The sequence below is a fragment of the Rubripirellula reticaptiva genome (assembly GCF_007860175.1).
In the GTDB taxonomy this organism is placed as follows: domain Bacteria; phylum Planctomycetota; class Planctomycetia; order Pirellulales; family Pirellulaceae; genus Rubripirellula; species Rubripirellula reticaptiva.
Window position 1 is genome coordinate 53,921 of sequence record NZ_SJPX01000001.1, and the last position, 19,330, is coordinate 73,250.

Annotated in this window: 11 protein-coding genes and 1 tRNA gene; 10 read left to right on the forward strand and 2 right to left on the reverse strand. The window is 56.2% G+C overall.

Translation table 11 applies throughout. From position 1 onward, the window contains the following. Positions 1–10 precede the first annotated feature (10 nt). From Poly59_RS00170 to Poly59_RS00210, 8 genes are all read left to right on the forward strand, one after another. Positions 11–1,468 carry a DUF1501 domain-containing protein gene (locus Poly59_RS00170; RefSeq protein WP_146532084.1) on the forward strand — a complete coding sequence of 486 codons (1,458 nt, stop codon included), beginning with the start codon at positions 11–13 and terminating at the stop codon, positions 1,466–1,468. Then, positions 1,465–4,017 (forward strand): DUF1592 domain-containing protein, encoded by a 2,553-nt coding sequence (locus tag Poly59_RS00175; RefSeq protein WP_146532085.1) that lies wholly within the window; start codon positions 1,465–1,467, stop codon positions 4,015–4,017. Before Poly59_RS00170 ends, Poly59_RS00175 begins: the two co-directional genes overlap by 4 nt. Further along, on the forward strand, positions 4,014–5,303 hold the full coding sequence (locus tag Poly59_RS00180; protein ID WP_146532086.1) for a DUF1552 domain-containing protein: 1,290 nt from the start codon (positions 4,014–4,016) through the stop codon (positions 5,301–5,303). Before Poly59_RS00175 ends, Poly59_RS00180 begins: the two co-directional genes overlap by 4 nt. Positions 5,304–5,364: 61 nt before the next feature. Next, positions 5,365–7,206 carry an FAD-dependent oxidoreductase gene (locus tag Poly59_RS00185; RefSeq protein WP_246151266.1) on the forward strand — a complete coding sequence of 614 codons (1,842 nt, stop codon included), beginning with the start codon at positions 5,365–5,367 and terminating at the stop codon, positions 7,204–7,206. 157 nt (positions 7,207–7,363) lie between these two features. After that, a complete protein-coding gene (locus Poly59_RS00190; protein ID WP_146532087.1) occupies positions 7,364–9,007 on the forward strand; it encodes a sulfatase-like hydrolase/transferase in 1,644 nt (547 codons plus the stop codon). A gap of 13 nt (positions 9,008–9,020) precedes the next feature. Further along, positions 9,021–10,979 (forward strand): exo-alpha-sialidase, encoded by a 1,959-nt coding sequence (locus Poly59_RS29910; RefSeq protein ID WP_222436022.1) that lies wholly within the window; start codon positions 9,021–9,023, stop codon positions 10,977–10,979. A 62-nt stretch (positions 10,980–11,041) separates the two neighbouring features. Next, positions 11,042–12,199 (forward strand): sialidase family protein, encoded by a 1,158-nt coding sequence (locus Poly59_RS00205; protein WP_146532088.1) that lies wholly within the window; start codon positions 11,042–11,044, stop codon positions 12,197–12,199. Positions 12,200–12,493: 294 nt separating this feature from the next. Continuing rightward, positions 12,494–13,327 (forward strand): polysaccharide lyase, encoded by an 834-nt coding sequence (locus Poly59_RS00210; protein WP_146532089.1) that lies wholly within the window; start codon positions 12,494–12,496, stop codon positions 13,325–13,327. A 249-nt stretch (positions 13,328–13,576) separates the two neighbouring features. Here the strand turns inward: Poly59_RS00210 and Poly59_RS30025 are convergent, their stop codons facing one another. Beyond that, on the reverse strand, positions 13,577–15,886 hold the full coding sequence (locus tag Poly59_RS30025; RefSeq protein WP_390621412.1) for a family 16 glycoside hydrolase: 2,310 nt from the start codon (positions 15,884–15,886) through the stop codon (positions 13,577–13,579). Positions 15,887–17,503: 1,617 nt separating this feature from the next. Between Poly59_RS30025 and Poly59_RS29175 the strand changes: the two genes are divergently transcribed. Then, positions 17,504–17,650 carry a hypothetical protein gene (locus Poly59_RS29175; protein WP_186775942.1) on the forward strand — a complete coding sequence of 49 codons (147 nt, stop codon included), beginning with the start codon at positions 17,504–17,506 and terminating at the stop codon, positions 17,648–17,650. A gap of 273 nt (positions 17,651–17,923) precedes the next feature. Here the strand turns inward: Poly59_RS29175 and Poly59_RS00225 are convergent. Next, a tRNA-Arg gene (locus Poly59_RS00225) sits at positions 17,924–17,997 on the reverse strand. Between the two features lie 755 nt (positions 17,998–18,752). Here Poly59_RS00225 and Poly59_RS00230 point away from each other — a divergent pair. Continuing rightward, entirely contained in the window at positions 18,753–19,274 is a 522-nt protein-coding gene (locus Poly59_RS00230) for a DinB family protein (RefSeq protein ID WP_246151268.1), read from the forward strand. Positions 19,275–19,330 lie beyond the last annotated feature (56 nt).

Sequence of the window (19,330 nt, forward strand, 5' to 3'; positions counted from 1 at the left end):
GAAACCCACCATGACTCCATTTCTGAATCGACGACACTTTCTGACTCAGGCGACGACGGGACTCAGCAGCATCGCGCTGGCGAGTTTGCTGGATCAGCAACGGTTGCTTGCCGACACTGCACCGATTCGTCCGAAGATCGATCCCGCGAAACCGTTCGCTGCTCGTGACACGCATCATCCTGCGGCGGCGAAGAATGTGCTGGTGATCTTTTGCGCGGGTGCGTGCAGCCAGATCGACACGTTCGACTATAAGCCCGAACTGATCAAACGCCATGGCCAGCCCATGCCGGGCGCCGAGTCGCTGGTGACATTTCAGGGCGAACAAGGCATGCTGACGAAGAGTCCGTGGGAATTCAAACCGCGTGGCGAATCCGGCAAGATGATTTCGGAACTTGTGCCGCAACTTGCGGAACTCGCCGATGACATGTGTTTCATCCATTCGTTGACCGGAAAGACCAACACGCATGGGCCGGGCGAAAACTTCATGTCGACCGGTTATACGCTCGATGGTTTCCCCAGCATGGGCGCGTGGGCGACATGGGCATTGGGAACCGAGAACGAAAACCTGCCGGCTTACGTCGCGATTGCCGATCCACGTGGCACGCCGCAGTCGAGCGTCAATAATTGGGGACCGGGTTTTCTGCCCGCAGCCTTTCAGGGAACCGAGTTCAGCGCCCTCAAACCGCTAGACAACCTCGACATTCCGCCGGGTGTCAGCGCAAAAACTGATCGAGCGACGCGAAGTTTTCTGGAACGCATGAACCAGCGTCATCTCGAACAATTTCCGGGCGACAGCGAACTAGCGGCGAGAATTTCCAGTTATCAACTCGCCGCGCGGATGCAGTTGAGCGTTCCCGAAGTCACCGACTTGTCGAGCGAACCGCAGAGTATTTTGCGCGAATACGGAGCGGACGATTCGCAGAACACCTTGAAGGCACAGTTTGCGAAGAACTGTATCCTCGCGCGGCGGTTGATTGAAAACGGCGTCCGTTTTGTGCAACTGTTCAATGGCGCCTATCAGACTGGTGGCGAAGGCGTCAGTAACTGGGACGGACACAAATCGCTTCAAGAACAGTACAGCAAACATGGCCCGGTGCTGGATCAACCTTGCGCGGCTCTGCTTCGAGACATGAAGCGGCGTGGGTTGTTGAAGGATACGTTGGTCGTTTGGATGACCGAGTTCGGTCGCATGCCGACATTTCAAAAGGGAGCCAGCGGACGCGATCACAATCCAGACGGATTCACGGCATGGATGATGGGAGCTGGCGTGAAAGCACCGTTCACTTACGGGGCGACCGATGAGTTCGGTTACAAAGCCGCCGAAAACATCAGCACCGTCTACGATTTCCACGCCACGATTCTGCATCTGTTAGGTCTGAACCACAAGCAACTCACCTACTACCACAATGGCTTCGAGCGTCGCCTGACAGACGTGCATGGTCACGTCATCAAGGAGATACTGGCGTGAGCAGCTCGGCATCCCGCGGCCACTTGAAGGTCTCCTTGTTTAACGGAGTGTGCTTGCTGTTTTGCATCTGCGCATCGAAGTCAAACGCGTCGGAAATCCCCAAGCCAATTGGTGAACTCATCCGGAAGACCTGCGTCGACTGTCATGACGGCGACTCGGCAGAAGCTGGACTGGACCTCACATCACTGACGTTTGATCTGGCTGACCGACGACTTCGCGAGCGTTGGATTCTGATTCATGATCGAGTCAAATCGGGTGAGATGCCGCCTGATGATTCAAGTCTCTCAGATGGTGATCGACAGTCACTGGTGAAGACACTGCACGACGTTATCGGGAAAGCGGATCGTGAGGATGTTCTTGCAAACGGTCGCGGTCCGTTGCGACGGCTCAACCGTGACGAATACGAACAGAATTTGCGGGACGTGCTGAAACTGCCGCTGCTCGATATTCGTGACATGCTGCCGGAAGATCGCGTTGCCCATCGGTTCAACAAGACTGCCGCGGCACTCGACATGTCCCGCGTGCAGTTGGCTGCCAACCTCGATGCCGCCGACGCGGCGCTGCGACAGGCGGTGGCGGGCGGACCGGAGCCGCCACCGGTCACCAGGTATCACGCGGCGGGGACGCAGCTTTTTTCGGCCACCAGCACCTTTGGTGAACGCGAAGCGATGTTCTTTGCGAAGGACAACAAGGCGGTTGATACGACAGAACTCGACAATCTTAAAGACGATCCCGCACTGGAACTGGCGTTGTTCCGGTCGGCTCACTGGCCCTATTTCGGATATCCGCGTGGATTCGTTGCGAAACTCCCGGGCGAATACCGGGTCCGCTTTTCGGCGCGGGCCGTCTTGCAGACCGAAGGGTATCAGCTCAAACCGGCAACCGATCCGGTGCCGATGACGTTTCGCGCGCGAAAGCCGTCTGGCCCGGATGTCTCTGGCGATATTCGGGCAACGGGTGGAATCATCGACATTCAGCCCGAGCCCGCCGTTTATGAGACGACCATTCGCTTACTTCCAACAGAGACGTTCGAGTACAGCCTGTTAGGTCTGCCAGTTCCGCTGGCACGTAACGTCAACGGTGGCCCGCCGACGTATCGTTATCCGCCGTTTCCCGATGGTGGCCAACCGGGGGTTGCCTTTCAATGGCTGGAAGTCGAAGGTCCGCTCCCGCCGGAGACATGGCCGCCGCCGTCACACCACGTCTTGTTTGATGATTTTGGAGCGGACATTCAATCCACCAACCCGCAAGAAGACTCGCGGCGTCTACTTCGGCGCTTCGTAGAGATCGCTGCTCGCATGCCTGTACCGGAAGAAGCACTGCTCCGGTTCGAGCAACTCATTCTCAAGCGACTCGAGCAGGGGAGCCCGTTCCCTGAGGCGATGCTCGCCGGTTACAAGGCGTTTCTCTGTTCCAGCCACTTCCTTTATCTGCGAGAACCTGCTGATCCAGCGACTGGCAATCTCGATCAATATGCCATTGCCTCACGACTATCGCATTTCCTAACGAACACGCGGCCGGACCCGGCGTTGATGGAACTGGCCGGCGCGGGAAAGCTCCGCGATGCTGACACACTTCGCCGTGAGACCGATCGGCTGATCAATAGTCCCGGCTTCGATCGGTTCGTTGATGCTTTTACCGACTACTGGCTCGACCTGCGCAACATGCGACGCGACGAACCGGATATTCGTCTGCATCCCGAGTACCGCTTTGATGAGTACCTGATCGAGTCGATGGAGCGCGAAACTCGCACCTTCTTCACGGCGATGATTCGCGACAATCTCCCAGCGAGTGTTCTAGTCGATGCCGACTTTGTTTACGCCAACGATCGTCTTGCGCGGCATTACTGTTTGAAACCGCTCAGCGGGTCCAAAATGCAAAAGGTCGTGTTACCCGATGACAGTCCCTACGGCGGTCTGTTGACGCAGGCGGCCATTTCGAAAGTGACCGCCAACGGCACATCGACGTCGCCGGTCATCCGCGGCGCGTGGATCATGGAGCGTTTGATCGGCCAGCCACCCCCGCCTCCGCCAGCGAGCGTCCCCGCTGTCGAGCCGGACATTCGTGGCGCGAAGACGATTCGTGAGTTGTTGGCTCTGCATACGAAATCGGAATCGTGTGCTGGCTGCCATGCGCGGTTCGATCCCGTTGGTTTGGCATTGGAAAACTTCGATGTCCTGGGCGGCTGGCGAACACGTTATCGCGGACTCGAAGCGGGAGAACGCATCTCCGGGATAGACCGCGCCGGCCACGATTTCGCCTACGCACTTGCTGACACGGTCGATGCCAGCGGCCGTTTGCTGGATGGTCGCCGCTTTCAGGACATTCACGAACTGAAGGCCATCCTTGCAGGCAATCCACGTCAACTGGCCCGCAATCTTCTGCACCAGTTCACGCTTTATGCGACCGGAACTCCGGTCCGGTTCTCAGATCGCGAGGAGATCGAATCAATGCTCGATGCCTGCGAAGCAGATGGATATCGCGTTCGTGATCTCGTCCATGCATTGGTGCAGAGCAGGATCTTTCTCGGAAAGGAAGGCAGCCGATGATAGGCCGCTATCAAATCAATCGCCGTCAGTTTCTTCGCGGTGCGGGAGTCACGCTTGCGCTACCGTTTCTGGACAGCCTGCGTTCAGTATCAGCAAAGCAACCGGATGCAGAACTTCCGCGGCGAATGCTGTTGATCTCGAACAACCTCGGGGTCCTGCCGCAACAGTTCTTTCCGGAAACACCCGGGCGTGATTACGAACTCTCACCGTACCTGCAGGCTCTTGCCGAGTTCCGCGACGACTTCACGGTGATCAGTGGCCTCTCACACCCCGATGTCGACGGTGGTCACAGCACAGAGAACTGCTTTCTCACGGCAGCCCGTGGCCCGACCAAGAGTGGCTTTCGCAATACAATCTCGCTCGATCAATTCGCCGCCGAACGCCTGGGACCCGTGACGCGGTTCCCGACGCTCAATCTCGGCGTGAACATCGACAAGGCGAATCGCAGTCTTTCCTGGACGCGAGACGGTGTGCTGCTGCCCGCCGAAGACAGTGCGTCTGCTCTGTTTCGCAAGATGTTCATCCAGGGCGATCAGGCTGCTGTAAAACACCAGCTCCATAAACTCGACGAACGCGGCAGCATTCTCGATACGTTGCTGGATGATACGCGGCAGTTCCGCAGCAATCTCGGTCGCGACGATCAATCACGGCTCGACCAGTACCTGACGTCCGTCCGCGAAATCGAAGAGCGACTGCAAACAGCTCGCCAGTGGGAACTGCGCCCGAAACCGATAACTGATCAGCAACCACCGGACGACATTCGCGACCAGAAGTTGTTCTTCGAGAAGTTTGACCTGATGCTGTCGATGGGGCGGCTGGCGCTGGAATCGGATTCCACGCGGATCGTCACGCTGATGGTCGATGCCTTTGCGACTCCCGTGTTCAAACTGCATCCCGATCAGAACACAACCGATGGCTACCACAATCTCAGTCATCATGGTCAGTCAGAATCGAAGGTCCAACAACTCATCGACGCCGATCATCAGCAGATGACGCTGCTCCACAAGCTGTTCGGACAGCTTGCCGAAACTCGTGAAGGGGAAGACCGGTTGCTGGACCGCACGATGATCCTGTTCGGTAGCAACATGGGGGACGCCAACACCCACGACAATAACAACCTGCCGATTCTGCTCGCTGGCGGCGGACTCAAGCATGGCCAGCACCTCGCCTTCCGGAGCGATCGCAACAAACCACTGTGCAACCTGTTCGTCACGATGCTGCAGTACCTTGGCGTTGAAACAGAGTCCTTCGGCAGCAGCACTGGCAATTTGAATGAGATGACCTAATGGCCACGACCAAGAACGGACTGGCAAATGCATTAAGATTCGCTTAACCATGAGAGACGACATGAGAGATACAAGCACCTTACTCCTAACGCTTGTTGCGGCCCTGATGCTCGCGCCGCTGGCTGTGTTGCGAGCCGCCGATCGGTCCTTGGATTCACCAGACATTGTCGTGTGCGGTGCCACGCCCGCGGGCATTGCCGCGGCACTGAATGCTGCTGAAGGCGACCGAAGCATTTGGCTGGTCGAGCCCACGGGGCGAATCGGTGGCATGATGACACACGGCCTCTCGCATTCGGATTTCCATAGCTTCGAAGCACTCAACGGGCCTTTTCTGCTGTTTAGTCAGCGAGTCCTAAAGCACTACCAGGCTACTTATGGTGAAGACTCTGCGCAAGTCCAAGACAGCTGGCAGGGAACCCATGGTGAGCCTTCAGTCAACCTGCTGATCTTTCAACAGATGCTCGCCGAACGGCCGACAATCACAGTCCTAACCAACCACCGTCTGGTCGAAGTTGACGTTGAGAACTCGACCATCACCGCTCTGCATTTTGTGCTTCCGGATTCAAAGAAAGTCACGGTCAAGCCGCGGCTGGTCATCGATGCCACTTACGAAGGCGACCTGCTGGCAGCAGCGAAGATTCCGTACCGCGTGGGCCGCGAGGCGAAGTCAGAGTATTCAGAAACGCTCGCGCCGGAAGCTGCCGACGCCGAACTGCAGGGTTACAACTTCCGTCTATGCATGACTCAGAACCCGACGAATCACGCACCTATTCCTGTCCCCGACAATTACAACCGAGAGGACTATGCGGCGATCATTCCTCTGGTGAAAGCCGGGCAGTTTGACGCTGCCTTCGGCTATCCCGGCCGTCGCTTCATACTCAAGGCACATCTTCCGGTGATGCCTAACGGCAAGCACGACATCAACGATGTCTCACAGGGACTCGTTCGTCTTTCGCTGCCAGGTCAACATCACGAGTATCCCGAGGGCAACCTCGCCACCCGCCGCTTGATAGAGAAGAAGCATCTCGACTGGCAGCTCGGCCTGATCCATTTCGTCCAGACCGATCCCGAACTGCCTGAGGCATTTCGAAAGGAAGCCGCGACGTGGGGTCTATGCCGCGATGAGTTTGCGGACACCGGCCACATCCCACCGCAAATCTACGTTCGAGAAGGTCGCCGCATGGTGGGCTTGCGAGTCTACACCGAAGCCGACACCGAATACGCCCCCAACGACGCCCGTGCCCGGTTGCATCTCGACGCCATCGCGGTCGGAGAATACAGTCACAACTGCCACGGCACAGGCCACGAAGGACCACCTATCGGCGGACGACACACGGGCGAATTCTACAAGGGCGTTGCTCCCTATCAAATTCCCTTTGGCGTGCTGGTGCCGAAGAAGATTCGCAATTTGCTGGTTCCGACAGCCTGCAGCGCAAGCCATGTCGGTTTCTGCGCTCTGCGACTCGAACCAATCTGGATGTCGCTTGGAGGCGCTGCTGGGTTTGCAGCCGACATGGCGCTGGCTGAGAGCGTCTCTGTGCAGGAGGTCGATGTCGAAGCATTAAAACGCCGTGTTTGGTCGAGCGGCGGAGCAACGATCCACGTGAGCGACGTGCCTCCGAGCCACCCAGACTTTATCCCCGTGCAATGGTGGGGCAGCCTTGGCGGCTTGCATGGAATCGAGCCCGCTCCGAAAAAACCAGGCGCGCGAGGCAAGCATATCGTTAGTCAGTATTACGAAGCGTTTCCTGGCCACTCCATCAAGCTCGACCAGCCACTGGATGAGGAACTTAAGACTCGCTGGAATCAACTGGCTCGCCAACACGGCCTGCCGGAGTCCAATAACAGCACAACCCGCGGCGACTGGATTCGAGCTGCATTTGCGGGCGCAAAGAAAAGGTGATTCGATCACGAGTCACATCCACTCGAACAAAATGGTCTGCAGTTTCGCACGAATCGTCATATCAAATGTAAATCTTAGCATTCCGTTTCTGTCCGACGGACGCGGCAGAATGGTCAATAGAATTCAATTTCCTCGATGATGCCAGAAAAAAATCCGAATGAACAAACAAGCGGTCCTCATCCTCATCCTCGTCCTCCTGCTGCTCCCGCTCACCGCGTTGCAATCTGTTAAGGCAGCGAAACCCAATGTCCTGTTCATCATCGCCGATGATCTTGGTTGGGGCGATCTTCGCTGCTATGGCAATCCTGTAATCGACACACCCACGATCGATGGGCTGGCGAAGGCGGGAGTTCGATTCACTGATCATTACTCACCATCAGCGTTGTGCGCGCCGGCCCGCGCGGGGTTTCTGACAGGGCGTTTCAATCATCGCACCGGCGCTGTGGATGTGCCCAGTAATCGCGGACTCGACCGGCTTGATTTGTCCGAGAAAACCTTCGGTGACTACTTCCGTCACGCGGGCTACGCGACGGCGCTCATCGGCAAGTGGCACAACGGCGCGTATTCTGACGACTATCTGCCGCGCCGGCGCGGGTTTGATCTGTTCTTCGGATTTCCCAACGGCGGGCAGGATTACTGGAAATGGAATCTGCTCCGCAACGACGATGCCGTGCAGCACGATGGGCGATATCTCTCAAATGCACTCAACGACGAAGCTATCACGTTTATTCGCCAGCAAAAGACAAGACCATTCGCGTTGTGGCTCGCGCATCATGCACCACACAGTCCGCTGCAGGCTCCCGAGGCGCTCGTGCAGAAGTACGAGAAACGTTTAGGCAAGAACGTCGCCAAAGCTGTGGCGATTACTTATGCGATGATCGAGGCAATGGACATGGGCCTAGCACGAGTGTTTCAGACGCTGAAGGACGAGGGCGTGTGGGAAAACACGCTGATCGTTTTCACCAGCGACAACGGCCCAGTGCTCAGACCCGCCGCGGAACTCGGTTCGCAGATGCGATTCAACGGTGTCTTCTCTGGCCAGAAGGAGTCGGTATTAGAGGGAGGCATCCGAGTGCCTGCCATTGTCGCCTGGCCAAGACATATCCCAAGCGGACGAGTCGAGTCCACTGCGGTGCATGGTTGCGATTGGCTGCCGACACTTTACAGCCTCACCGGAGAGTCTGCGCCGGCCGGTGCTAAACCTTTTGACGGGATGAATCTGATGCCGTTGCTCGAAGGAAAGCCAGCACCCGCAGTGGCCGGGCGTTTCCTTTCGTTCCAACGCAACCGCTACGCCCCCGTGCCGCACGTTAACGCGTCCATTCGCGATAGCCGGTGGAAACTGTATTGGCCCGGCCATGACGCATCGCTCAAGAAAGACAGTGGTCGCGACAATCCCTCCTATCTGCGAGGCGTCGTGACGCCACATTGGGAGATGCCGCTTGACCGGCAACTCGACCCGCCCACCACCGCACCGCAACCCCCGCCACGCCTCTACGATCTCGACGCTGATCCCGCCGAGCAGCACAATCTGGCCGCCCAGCACCCCGAGATCGTGAAGTCGCTTGCCGCGAAACACGATGCCTGGTTCAACGACGTAAACGCCGACTGGCGGCAATCGCGAGCCCACATCGTTGCGCAGGACCGAGCATACTGGAGTACCCGCACCGCACCCGATCCCGCCGCCTTGTTCAAAGACTACTGGCAATGGAAGTCTGCCCCCAAAGGCACTGACCCCAAGACTGCTGATCCGCTGCAGGTCTTCCGAGGCTTCTGGAATAACGCTCTAACAGACCAATGAAAGCTGCCACGCGATGAACCCCACCTTCATGCTACTTGCTTCCCTGCTCCTCTCGCGGTTCGCCACGCTGCACGCTGATGAGCCCGCAACACTCTGGGACAAGCGTGCGTCTTTGCTCAAGACAGCCGAAATACCAGTACTTAAGGATGTGCGTTTCTCGGTGATCAAGCCTTACGAGTTTGAAAGCGACGGTTATCGATTCCTGCATGGTGCGGCAATTTGTTTTCACAAGGGGCGGCTCTACTCATCGTTTGGTCACAACCAGGGCGGCGAGAACACCGACACGGAGGAAGCCAGGTTTTGCGTAAGCGAAGATGAAGGCGAGAGATGGAGCAAAGTGAGCACGATCGACAAAGGCAAAGGCCCAATCGGCGTGAGTCATGGCGCATTTCTTTCGCACAACGGAACACTCTGGGCTTTTCAGGGAGCCTACACCGGTACGATGAGCGGCGTTCATACACGGGCTTATCTTCTCGATGAGGCCAGCGCTCAATGGCAGCCGAAAGGCACTGTCATCGAAGACGGTTTCTGGCCCATGCAGGAACCTCAAAAGATGGACGACGGCAACTGGATCATGGCCGGGCTCAAGGTCGGTGACAGCAACCCGGCCATCGTTGCCATCAGCCATGCCGATGATTTCACCAAGTGGGATTTGGTGCCCATCCCGCAATCCAAGAACCTCAAGAAGATGTGGGGCGAATCCACTGTCATCGTCAGCGACAAACAGATCACAAACATTTCTCGCTACGGCGATAAAGCGGAAGCTCTTGTTGCAACCAGCGAAGACTACGGTCGCACCTGGAGTGAGATGCGTCCCAGCAATCTGCCGATGACCACCAGCAAACCAATCGCTGGTACGTTGAGCACCGGTCAGCGTTATCTCGTCTGCACCACCACAGCGGACAGCGGCAAGCGACGTTCGCCCTTGACCATCGCTGTCAGCAGATCAGGCGAGACCTTGTTCAGCAAAGTCTTCGTCATTCGCCATGCTGAATTCACCGATGGCCCCGGCGAGTCGCATCCAAAAGCCGCGCTCTCTTATCCGTATGCAATCGAGCACGACGGAAAGCTCTACGTCGGCTACTCAAACAGCGGCGACAAGTCGGCCCGCATCGGCACCGGCCGCGAGCTTTGGAACAATAACAGCGCCGAACTGGCCGTCATCCCGATCGATCAATTGCGTACCGACGAAGGCTCGCTTTCGCCAACGGAGCCGACCAACGTTAACGAAGCAGCTGCGATGAAGGCTCGCGAAGAAGCGGAACTGGACCAGAAGTATCAAGCTTGGGTGGCAAAGCTGACGCCCGCCCAGCAGGCGTGGGAGAAAACACTGCAGGCGGAACTTGGCAGCTTCTATCTGCCGATTCATAAGCGTGAGAAGGTTGCCGGGAAACCCAACGCCTGGGACTTCGTCGAAGACGATCCCGTATTGCCCCGAGTCCTTCTCATTGGCGATTCGGTCTCACGCGCCTATACGCAAACAGTAAGAAAAAAGCTGGCAGGAATTGCCAACGTGCATCGCGCTCCCGCCAACTGCGGCTCAACGTCCACCGGTTTGAAAAAGATTGACGTATGGCTAGGCGATAATAAGTGGGATGTCATCCACTTCAATTTTGGAATCCACGATAGAGCGACACCGCTGGCGGATTACACGAATCGGCTTGAACAACTTGTCGAACGAATGCAGCAGACTGGTGCAAAGCTGGTTTGGGCCAGCACAACACCGATACCCGACGTCGCGGACAAGTACACCGCTGAGTCGATCGTTGAACGCAACGCAGCAGCCGCTGAAGTGATGCAACGACACTCAGTCATTATGGATGATCTCTTCACTGCAATCACGCCACGGTTAGCCGAATTGCAAAATCCCAGTGATGTACACTTCACCGGGCCGGGAAATGAATTTCTTGGTGAGCAGGTAGCGACGTTCTTTAAATCAATGATTCCGATTGTGTCCGCGCCAAGACAATGACGACAAAATCAGGGGCGACAGAAACAATCAAATGCATACTGACACTAATCTGAATCCTCTCTATGAAAACTTTTATCGCGATCCTTTGCCTGTCTATGTTTTCGGTATCTTCTGCCGCCGAACCGCTGCGAGAAACAAGCGATGTTTTTCCGCCTGGATTCAATGGCGTTGCTCGCTATCGCATTCCCGGCATCGTCGTGACTCCCAAAGGAACAGTACTGGCTTATTGCGAGGCTCGCCGGAACAACAGCTCCGATTGGGGTGAAATTGAAATCCATCTACGACGCTCACTCGATGGCGGCAGAACCTGGGAACCTGCCAAACACATCGCACACATCGGTGATCGGTTGCAAGGTAATTTCCACAAGAAGGAAGATGGTGAGCGTGAACAAACCGTGAACAATCCAGTCGCCATCGTTGATCGCCAGACTGGCGCGATTGAGTTCCTGTATTGCATCAACTATGCCCGCTGCTATTCGATGCGCAGCACCGACGACGGTCTCACTTGGAGCGTCCCAGTCGACATCACGGCGACGTTTGAACCCTTCAGAAAACACTATGACTGGAAGGTCATCGCCACTGGCCCTGGGCACGGCATTCAGCTCAGCAGCGGTCGCCTCGTGGTGCCAATCTGGTTGGCTTATGGCAACGCGGGTGATCATTCGCCTTCCGCTGCCGCGACGATCTTCAGCGACGACCACGGCCGGACATGGCAGCCGGGCAAACTGGCTGTGCCAAACGAAGGCGACTTCAATAACCCGAACGAGACCATGCTGGCGACCTTGTCCGACGACAGTGTCATGCTGGTCACCCGCAGTGTCTCGAAACCAAATCGCAAGCTCATCACGATCAGTTCCGATGGTGCCACTGGATGGAGCAAGCCCGTCTTTCATGACCAACTCTGGGAACCCGTTTGCATGGCTGGCATGGTGGCGCATCCGTCACAGCCCGGCACGTTGATCTTCTCTAATCCGCACTCGCTTCCGCTCGATAAAGACGGAAACGAAAAACCTGCTGGGCGTGGCAAGCGTGAGAACCTGTGTATCAAACTCAGCCGCGACGATGGAAAGACCTGGCCTATCAACAAAGTGCTCGATCCCGGAAAAGCAGCCTACTCCGACCTCGCTGTGCTGCCCGATGGGACGGTGCTGTGTCTTTACGAAAAAGCCGACAGCATCGCCTGTGCACGCTTCAACCTAGAATGGATCGGCACTCTCTAAGCCAATTTCCCCGCTTGTTCCTCTTGGCATCGTCGCTTAACTTTTGCAGCTCTGCAAGCGGCGACTTAGGAAGCTCAACGTGTGCCAAACCCGAGTTTCATGAGATCATCGCCAGGGAGATGTCAGTTGCCGAGCGAAGTTCATCGGGGTCTGCGAGCATTCAAGACAAAGACAATCAGTGGGTTACATGGCCGAATAAACCATTGATGACAAGCTCCGGGTGTTCTTGTTCGGGTGTTCTTGAATGAGCAATTGGGTTGGAACGTTTCCTGTCGATCATTTCACGAGAAATTTATGAAACAAGTCATTCATCTGCTGACGTTGACCGCACTTTCGATCGCTGGGCTGTCGATTTTTTCACTCAATGCCTTCGCGCAGTCGCCCGATGGGTTGTTTCATTGCGACTTTGAATCCGACACTTGGTGGTCCGAGTGGGCCGTTAAACAGCGAGATCCGCACACCGATACGGTCGAATCCGACCCCTCCCGAAAATTCGAACCTCACAATGGCAAGGCTCTCCGCATTCGAGTCGACGAAGACGGACACTACGGTGTGAGTCTGGAATTTCAGTTTAAAAAGCGAACAGGCTCTGAGCCGGAAGAGATTTTCTTTCGCTATTACATTAGGTTCGCCGATGACTGGAAACCGGAACGCGGCGGTAAGCTGCCAGGGATTGGTGGCACGTATGGCCGGGCGGGTTGGGGAGGGCGACCGGTCAACGGTCAAGACGGATGGTCCGCGCGGGGATTGTTCGACGGACAGAAGGACAGCCATACGCCTGTTGGTTTCTACTGTTACCATGCCGATATGAAGGGCAAGTATGGCGACAACTGGGTGTGGGATCGCGGCGGCTTTGACGGACTGGAAAACAACCGTTGGTATTGCATCGAACAGCAAGCACGACTGAACACGCCTGGGAAAAACGACGGGGTTCTGCGAGCCTGGGTCGATGATCGGCTAGTCTTCGAGAAAAGCGACGTGCGGATGCGGGACGTGGATAACCTCAAAATCGAAACCGTCTGGCTGAACCTCTACTACGGCGGCACCTGGACCGCCAAGTCCGACTACCACGTTTACATCGACGACGTGGCAATCAGCAAAACGCGCATCGGCATGACCGATCAATAAATAGAATTTTGCGCAACATATCAATCAAAAATCAGACGACCGTTTCGACGGACAACCGCACACAGACACTCGCTAGAAGAGAGCTGGACCTGGCGAAACGAAGCGCGTGCAACCCGGCATTCGAATAAGGGGATTGTCCCGCAATGACCTTCTTGCCTAACGTTGTTACGCAGCAATCTTCAGTCGCTTGCGCTACACAACCTGCTGCAAAAAACATTGTTGCTCTTCTTTGCACATACGGAAGATTATTTATTGTTTCGCTGCCTTCTCTTTGGCTTCCAGCATTGCCTTTACCCTTGCTTCTTCCTTCGCCAGAGCCTGGCCGGTCACAGGCATCGGTTCAAAGTAAGGTTCGGCCACAATGACTTCGTCTTGGGGGATTTCTCGCCAACGCAGGTTTCGAAACCAAACGTCCTGACCGTGGTCCTGCAACCAGAGTTGTCCCTTGCGTCCAGTCAGGTCGCCACCACGCGCTGCGAGCAACTGAATGTACCACTGCCACTTCGGATCAGCGTAATCAAAGGACAACACGCGTTCGCCGTTGAGCCAATGTTCGATCACACTTCCCTGGCAGATAATCCTCGCCGTGTTCCAACTTCCCATAGGCTGCGTGGCGTCTTTGGACGGTGCCATGCAGAAGAAGAGTGAAGCGGCGGCTTGTCGTGCATTCTCGCCGTAGGGACTGCCGACGTTGTCGAGCACCTGATACTCGACCTGCCCCGGACGATAGTAAACTCCGCTGTTGCAGCCTGCGGAGACCTTCCAGTCAAACCGCAATTCAAAGTCATCCGGCACCGCGGTCGCGGTATAGGTCAGGTTACCGCCGCGTGACTTTCGGTAGAACGCGCCGTGATCGATAACCCAGTTCCCGGACTGTTCCCAACCGTCGAAGGTCTTGCCGTCAAAGATCGGTGTAAAAGCCGATTCAGGCTTCGCAAAGCAGGCGAGCGGCCGACTGATCAGAATCTTTCGTTTTGATTTCGAACCCTTCAGTTCTCTCGCCAGAATGTCGTCCTCCGTGAATCGAGCCAGCAGGATTTCACCGTCGGTAGCACGGTTGCGATCGTACGAGATGTAGATCGTGCCATCGGGCGATTGAAAACCGTCGGGATAAGAAATGCCTTCGCGTTCGTCCAGAACAAGTCCACCTTGCCATGTCTTGCCGTCGTCATTGGAAAGCCAGGCACTGAGTTGCACTCGCCCTTGATGCGCGTCGATGCGATTACCGTGTTTGACCAACAGCAAGCGTCCGGACAGCAGTCGCCGCACATGGAAACGCGCGTTCGGCTGACGAATGCCTTGCGGCTCGTTCGCCTCGCTCCACGTACGTCCACCATCGGTCGAAATCGATTCCATGATTCCTTTCGCAGTCCGAGCCAACATCCACAACGAACCGCCCCGCCGCTCGACAACCATGTGCTCGTGCCAGTCGGGATTCGGAAAGGTGACCATGCCTCGACGCTCCCAGGTCGTTCCTTCATCACTGGACACAAACACGTTCGCACCTCGCATCGGATCCAGCTCAGGGAAGCATCCTTTGAACGGCCCGAAACCGCCCCGCTGGTCCAACGAGATCGGCAGCATCCACTCGCCCGTCGACAGAACAGTTGGCTTGTTTAGCGTCACGCCGTGCCAGATGCGGCGGGGAGTGGACCAAGCTGGCTCATCAGCGTCCGGGTTCTCACAAAGCGTCGCCCAGACTCCGGCGCGACCGTCGAACATGTCCATCGATTGATCGAAGATCAACCACAGCCTTCCCAGGGGATCTGTCCACAGATTCCCCACCAGGATGCTGCGTTCACGCGGCAGGTCCTTTGAATGCGAGTCCAAGACCAATCGCGGCTTCGACCAAGTCTGACCGTCGTCGTCGGACGTGGCCAGCACAAAGTAGGCTGCCGGACTGTCACCACCCGCAACCCAGCAGGCCCATAATCGACCACTGGGTGTCCGTTCGATCCCGATCGTCATGCCGTAATCCAACATCTCGTAGTCGTACTCGGGCAGCGGCGATGTGTTCAACACCGGTGGCACGAGGGCGTGGTCCGCCACTTTTTCCATCGCCGCGATTCGAGCCGCTGTTTCCTCCGCAGTCTCTTGCTTTCGAACTTGTGTTTGCACGAGCTTCACCTCGAGCCCCTCACCCAGAACCGGGAAGGCGAGTTTCCTCATCGCAATCCGGTCGCCCGGCTTGAGTTGCCGATGCCACGTCGAAACGCGATTGATTTCACCGGGGAACAACTGAAACACGGGAGTATCGATCTGCTCGAATTCTAGTTTTCGCAACGCGTCACCGCGATTGGATTCATGCGGCTTGCTGAGCGTCATGAGGAAGAGTTCGCCCGGCTTTGTGCAGACAAGTTCGTACCCTTCGATGCCTGTGCGCAGAAACGAACGACCGATCAGGAAGTCCGGCGCTTCTGTGAGCCGATAACCACGATCGGTGAATAGAGTCACACCAACCTTCATCACCGCCGGTTCCGCGGCAAGTGCGGGCCATTCGATGCGAGCGTGACCGCTCTGCGACTCAAACTGTCCGACCTCTTCCAGCTTGCCGAACATGATGCGTTCTTTGCGGCTTGCGTCTTTGTCTCCCTGCGTGACGGTCAGCCAGATCGCGCCGTTGTGCTCATGGAACGTTGGGTATTGAAAAGACTTGGGAGTCTCAAAGCGATACTTGCGTTGCCAGTTCTTTCCATCGCGAGAGATCTCCACGTTGAATACGCTGCGGTTCGCTCCATGGATCTTCGTCGCTTCTTGCCAGCCGAGGTAGTAGGTGTCGCCGAACTTGTCGAAGGTGGGCTTCGAGTTGGCACCATTCGGAACGACAGGAAGTTCTCTTCCCACGCTCCACGACTTGCCTTCAGAACTGGTCGTGAAGTGATAATTACCGCGATCATTGCGGCAGATGGCCATCCATGTCCCATCCGGCAAACGGTTGACTGCCGATTCGCTCAGCGCGGCCGACTGCGGTTCGTTGTAGTGGCCGAGGACCTCGAACGTCGCCAGATCGTCATGAACCATTGCCAGTGCATTCTGCTGGCCGGGGAAGTTGTTCAGAGCGATGTACTTCTGCCCGTCGAAGTCCTTGAATGAGTCGAACAGATACAGGCCAAAATCCTTTGCCGGTTTCTTGAACCCGCGTGCCGCTGCATCGTCGTGGAAGAAGCGAGGCTGCATGTCGACGATGCCTGCTGATGTCTTCAGCTTGGCCTTGTGGATCGACGCTTCAAACTTTCGCGTCATCAGATCGAAATCGCGAAACCATGTTTGAGCCTGACGCTTGCCCGGTTGCTCGCTGGCGAAGTAGCACCGCAGTGACTGCTCATCTTTCTGCAAAACACGGGGAACGAAGCAGGCTCCCACAGGAAGTGTTTCGTTCTCAAACTTCTGTTCGCTGCGGGCGAAAGGAATGACATCTTCGAGCTTGAGCGTTTTCAGGTTGACGATAGACAATGTGCAGTAGATCTCCGGCCACGCAGAGTTTTCTCCCGCCCGCGTGTCATTGACCTCGGCGACGATATAAGCACGATCGCCGACGCACACGAACTCAGCATCGTGGGCACCTTTCACTTCCGGCCCCGTCACCTTCACGAGACCTTTAATCACTTCATCGCCCGCCAACGAAGCATCCCATGCTTCGGGAATGAGTTTCAGGTCATCCGACCGCACCGTATTGCACGGGACGATAACCGCCAACATCGCAACCGCTATGCAGAGTTGTTTGCTCAATTGCCAAATCATATTCAAGTACTCTCCACTTCACTAACCGACTCTCGACTGAAGCACGCTCGCAAAGAGTTCGAGACCCTGCAGGCACTATCCGATCCTGACCTTTGCACCCACGTGAGCGATCGATCATGGCCGTCTCGGGTGTCAACCTCAATTGCCAGAATGATTCAAAATGTTGCGTATGTTTGTCGAGTAAGCATTATCACACGGCGCATTATATCACCCGCGACTGGGCAACCAGTTGATCGTGCCAATGGCCCATCCACCGCACATGAATACCGAGATCGGAACGAGCGAGCGACTTGGCGGGCTACTTCGGTCGTATTGCCGCGCGGCCTGAACTCGGCAATCTTTCCTGAATCACATTACCAATCAGTAACGATCGGCATCGAGACTATTGCGCCGATCCGCCGATTTGACTCAGTTTTTCGGTGCTTCTGTTGAATCTTGTCCCTGCCCAACACCGTCAACGGCCGCGACCCAATCAAAGAAGCCGACATCCGGCCCATCGCCAAGACGCTCGACTGGAAACAGCAACGCAAAATGTGGCGAGCGATCAAGGACTCTCAAGCTGTTAACCCAAGCCAAACATGAACCGTCTGATTCGGCGGGTCGGAAGCAAACGGCGTGGTAACAAGCAGCCACTTTGTGAACAGAGAACGCGATAGTTCGCAAAGAAAAAACCGCCCGGACGGACGCTGGCTCATGCGGATTCGGGGCAGCTAATTTCGGAGAAGAGGTCCGGGGCAAATCACCGGAATCTGAAAAACGCCCAAACACGGCGTTTATTGACCGGCCAGCTTGGCCGAAGAAGGACTCTCAACCTGCGAACTGGCCGGTAGGGCCAATTCCGCAGATCGTGAAGAGTACACCCGGCAGGATTCGAACCTGCAACCCTCGGTTCCGAAGACCGATGCGCTATCCAATTGTGCCACGGGTGCTTTTGTTCCGATAGTTTAGCGTTCTTTCGATTAGGGTTCTAGAGGCCAAAACGGAGACGACTGGTTGAGTGGGGGGGGCTGGTGGCTGACAACGCTAATTCCCGTTGTTTTTAGCATCCTTGGGCACAATTTCGTTTACGAACAGCGGATTTTTGCGTCCGGGATTATCGGCCCGGGAAGGATGGCGCGGGGGAATTGCTAGTTGTTTGAATGCGACGCTATCCCGTCGGCGGAGAAATAGACTGATGAAATCCCGGAATCTAACTCAAATTAGGTGGCGGGTGAGGATCCACCGGAATCCCCCAGGGATCAGTGGACATCATGTTTTCTCAACCGAAAAAGAGTTGAAGCCGGATTCGATCGTGGTGTGAGAGTCGGTTTACGAGCACGCCGAATTTACTCAACTGGCACATTTGTTCGCTATGCCCAGTGAGGTTGCGTCGAGCGTGTTGATTGCCAATCTTCGCTAGAGACGGCTCCCTCACGAACGATCTCCGGTGCAACTACCTGAACACACCTGCGGAACTCGTTTTCGCTGAGGAACTTCCCGGTACTCAATCGTGGCGAACCACTGAATTTGAGATCAGCCTCCGATTTGGTTACTGATCTCTGTGTCGAGTGATCGTCAATGTGACACTTGAAGGCGTTCGGAATTGCCGGCAGGCATATCAGTGGACTCTCTATTCGTAGCCGAATTGTTACAATCAGCCATTTGAATGACTGCAGAGCACCTGTTTGAACGCAAAGGATTTTTGATGTCAACAATCGGACCTATGTTTGCTGCGTCCGCCAACCTTGGTTTGGCCAATGCAGAACGCCTGTTGTCGGGGATCGCTGCGAGCGACTTTGGACGCTTCGCCCGGCCTGGCGGCCAGGCCATCGTTTCCAACCACCCGGCATTCGTATGCGGACACCTCAGTCTTTACGCGTCCAAGGTTTTGCACGACTTAAAACAGGACGCATCGGCTTTCGAACCGAGTGCAGCCTACCAAAATTTGTTCTCGAAGAATGCGACTTGTGCCGACGACCCTGATGGCACGATCTACCCTGGCAAGGATGAATTGGTCGAGCGTTTCCTAAGTGGCTATCGGGCTGTGTCGGCGGCGTTGATGACGGCGCCGGACGAGCTGTTCACTGCCCAGCTTCCGGACGAAGTGATGCGTGCGAAGTTTCCGACGGTGGGTGCGGCTGACTGCTTCTATGTCGGCGGTCACCTACTGTTGCATATCGGTCAACTCAGTGCTTGGCGGCGAGCAATGGGAATGGCGCCGGCCTAACCCGCGACGCAATGATTAACTGCGGATTTAGCGGGTGGCGTTTTGATGAGGCACAC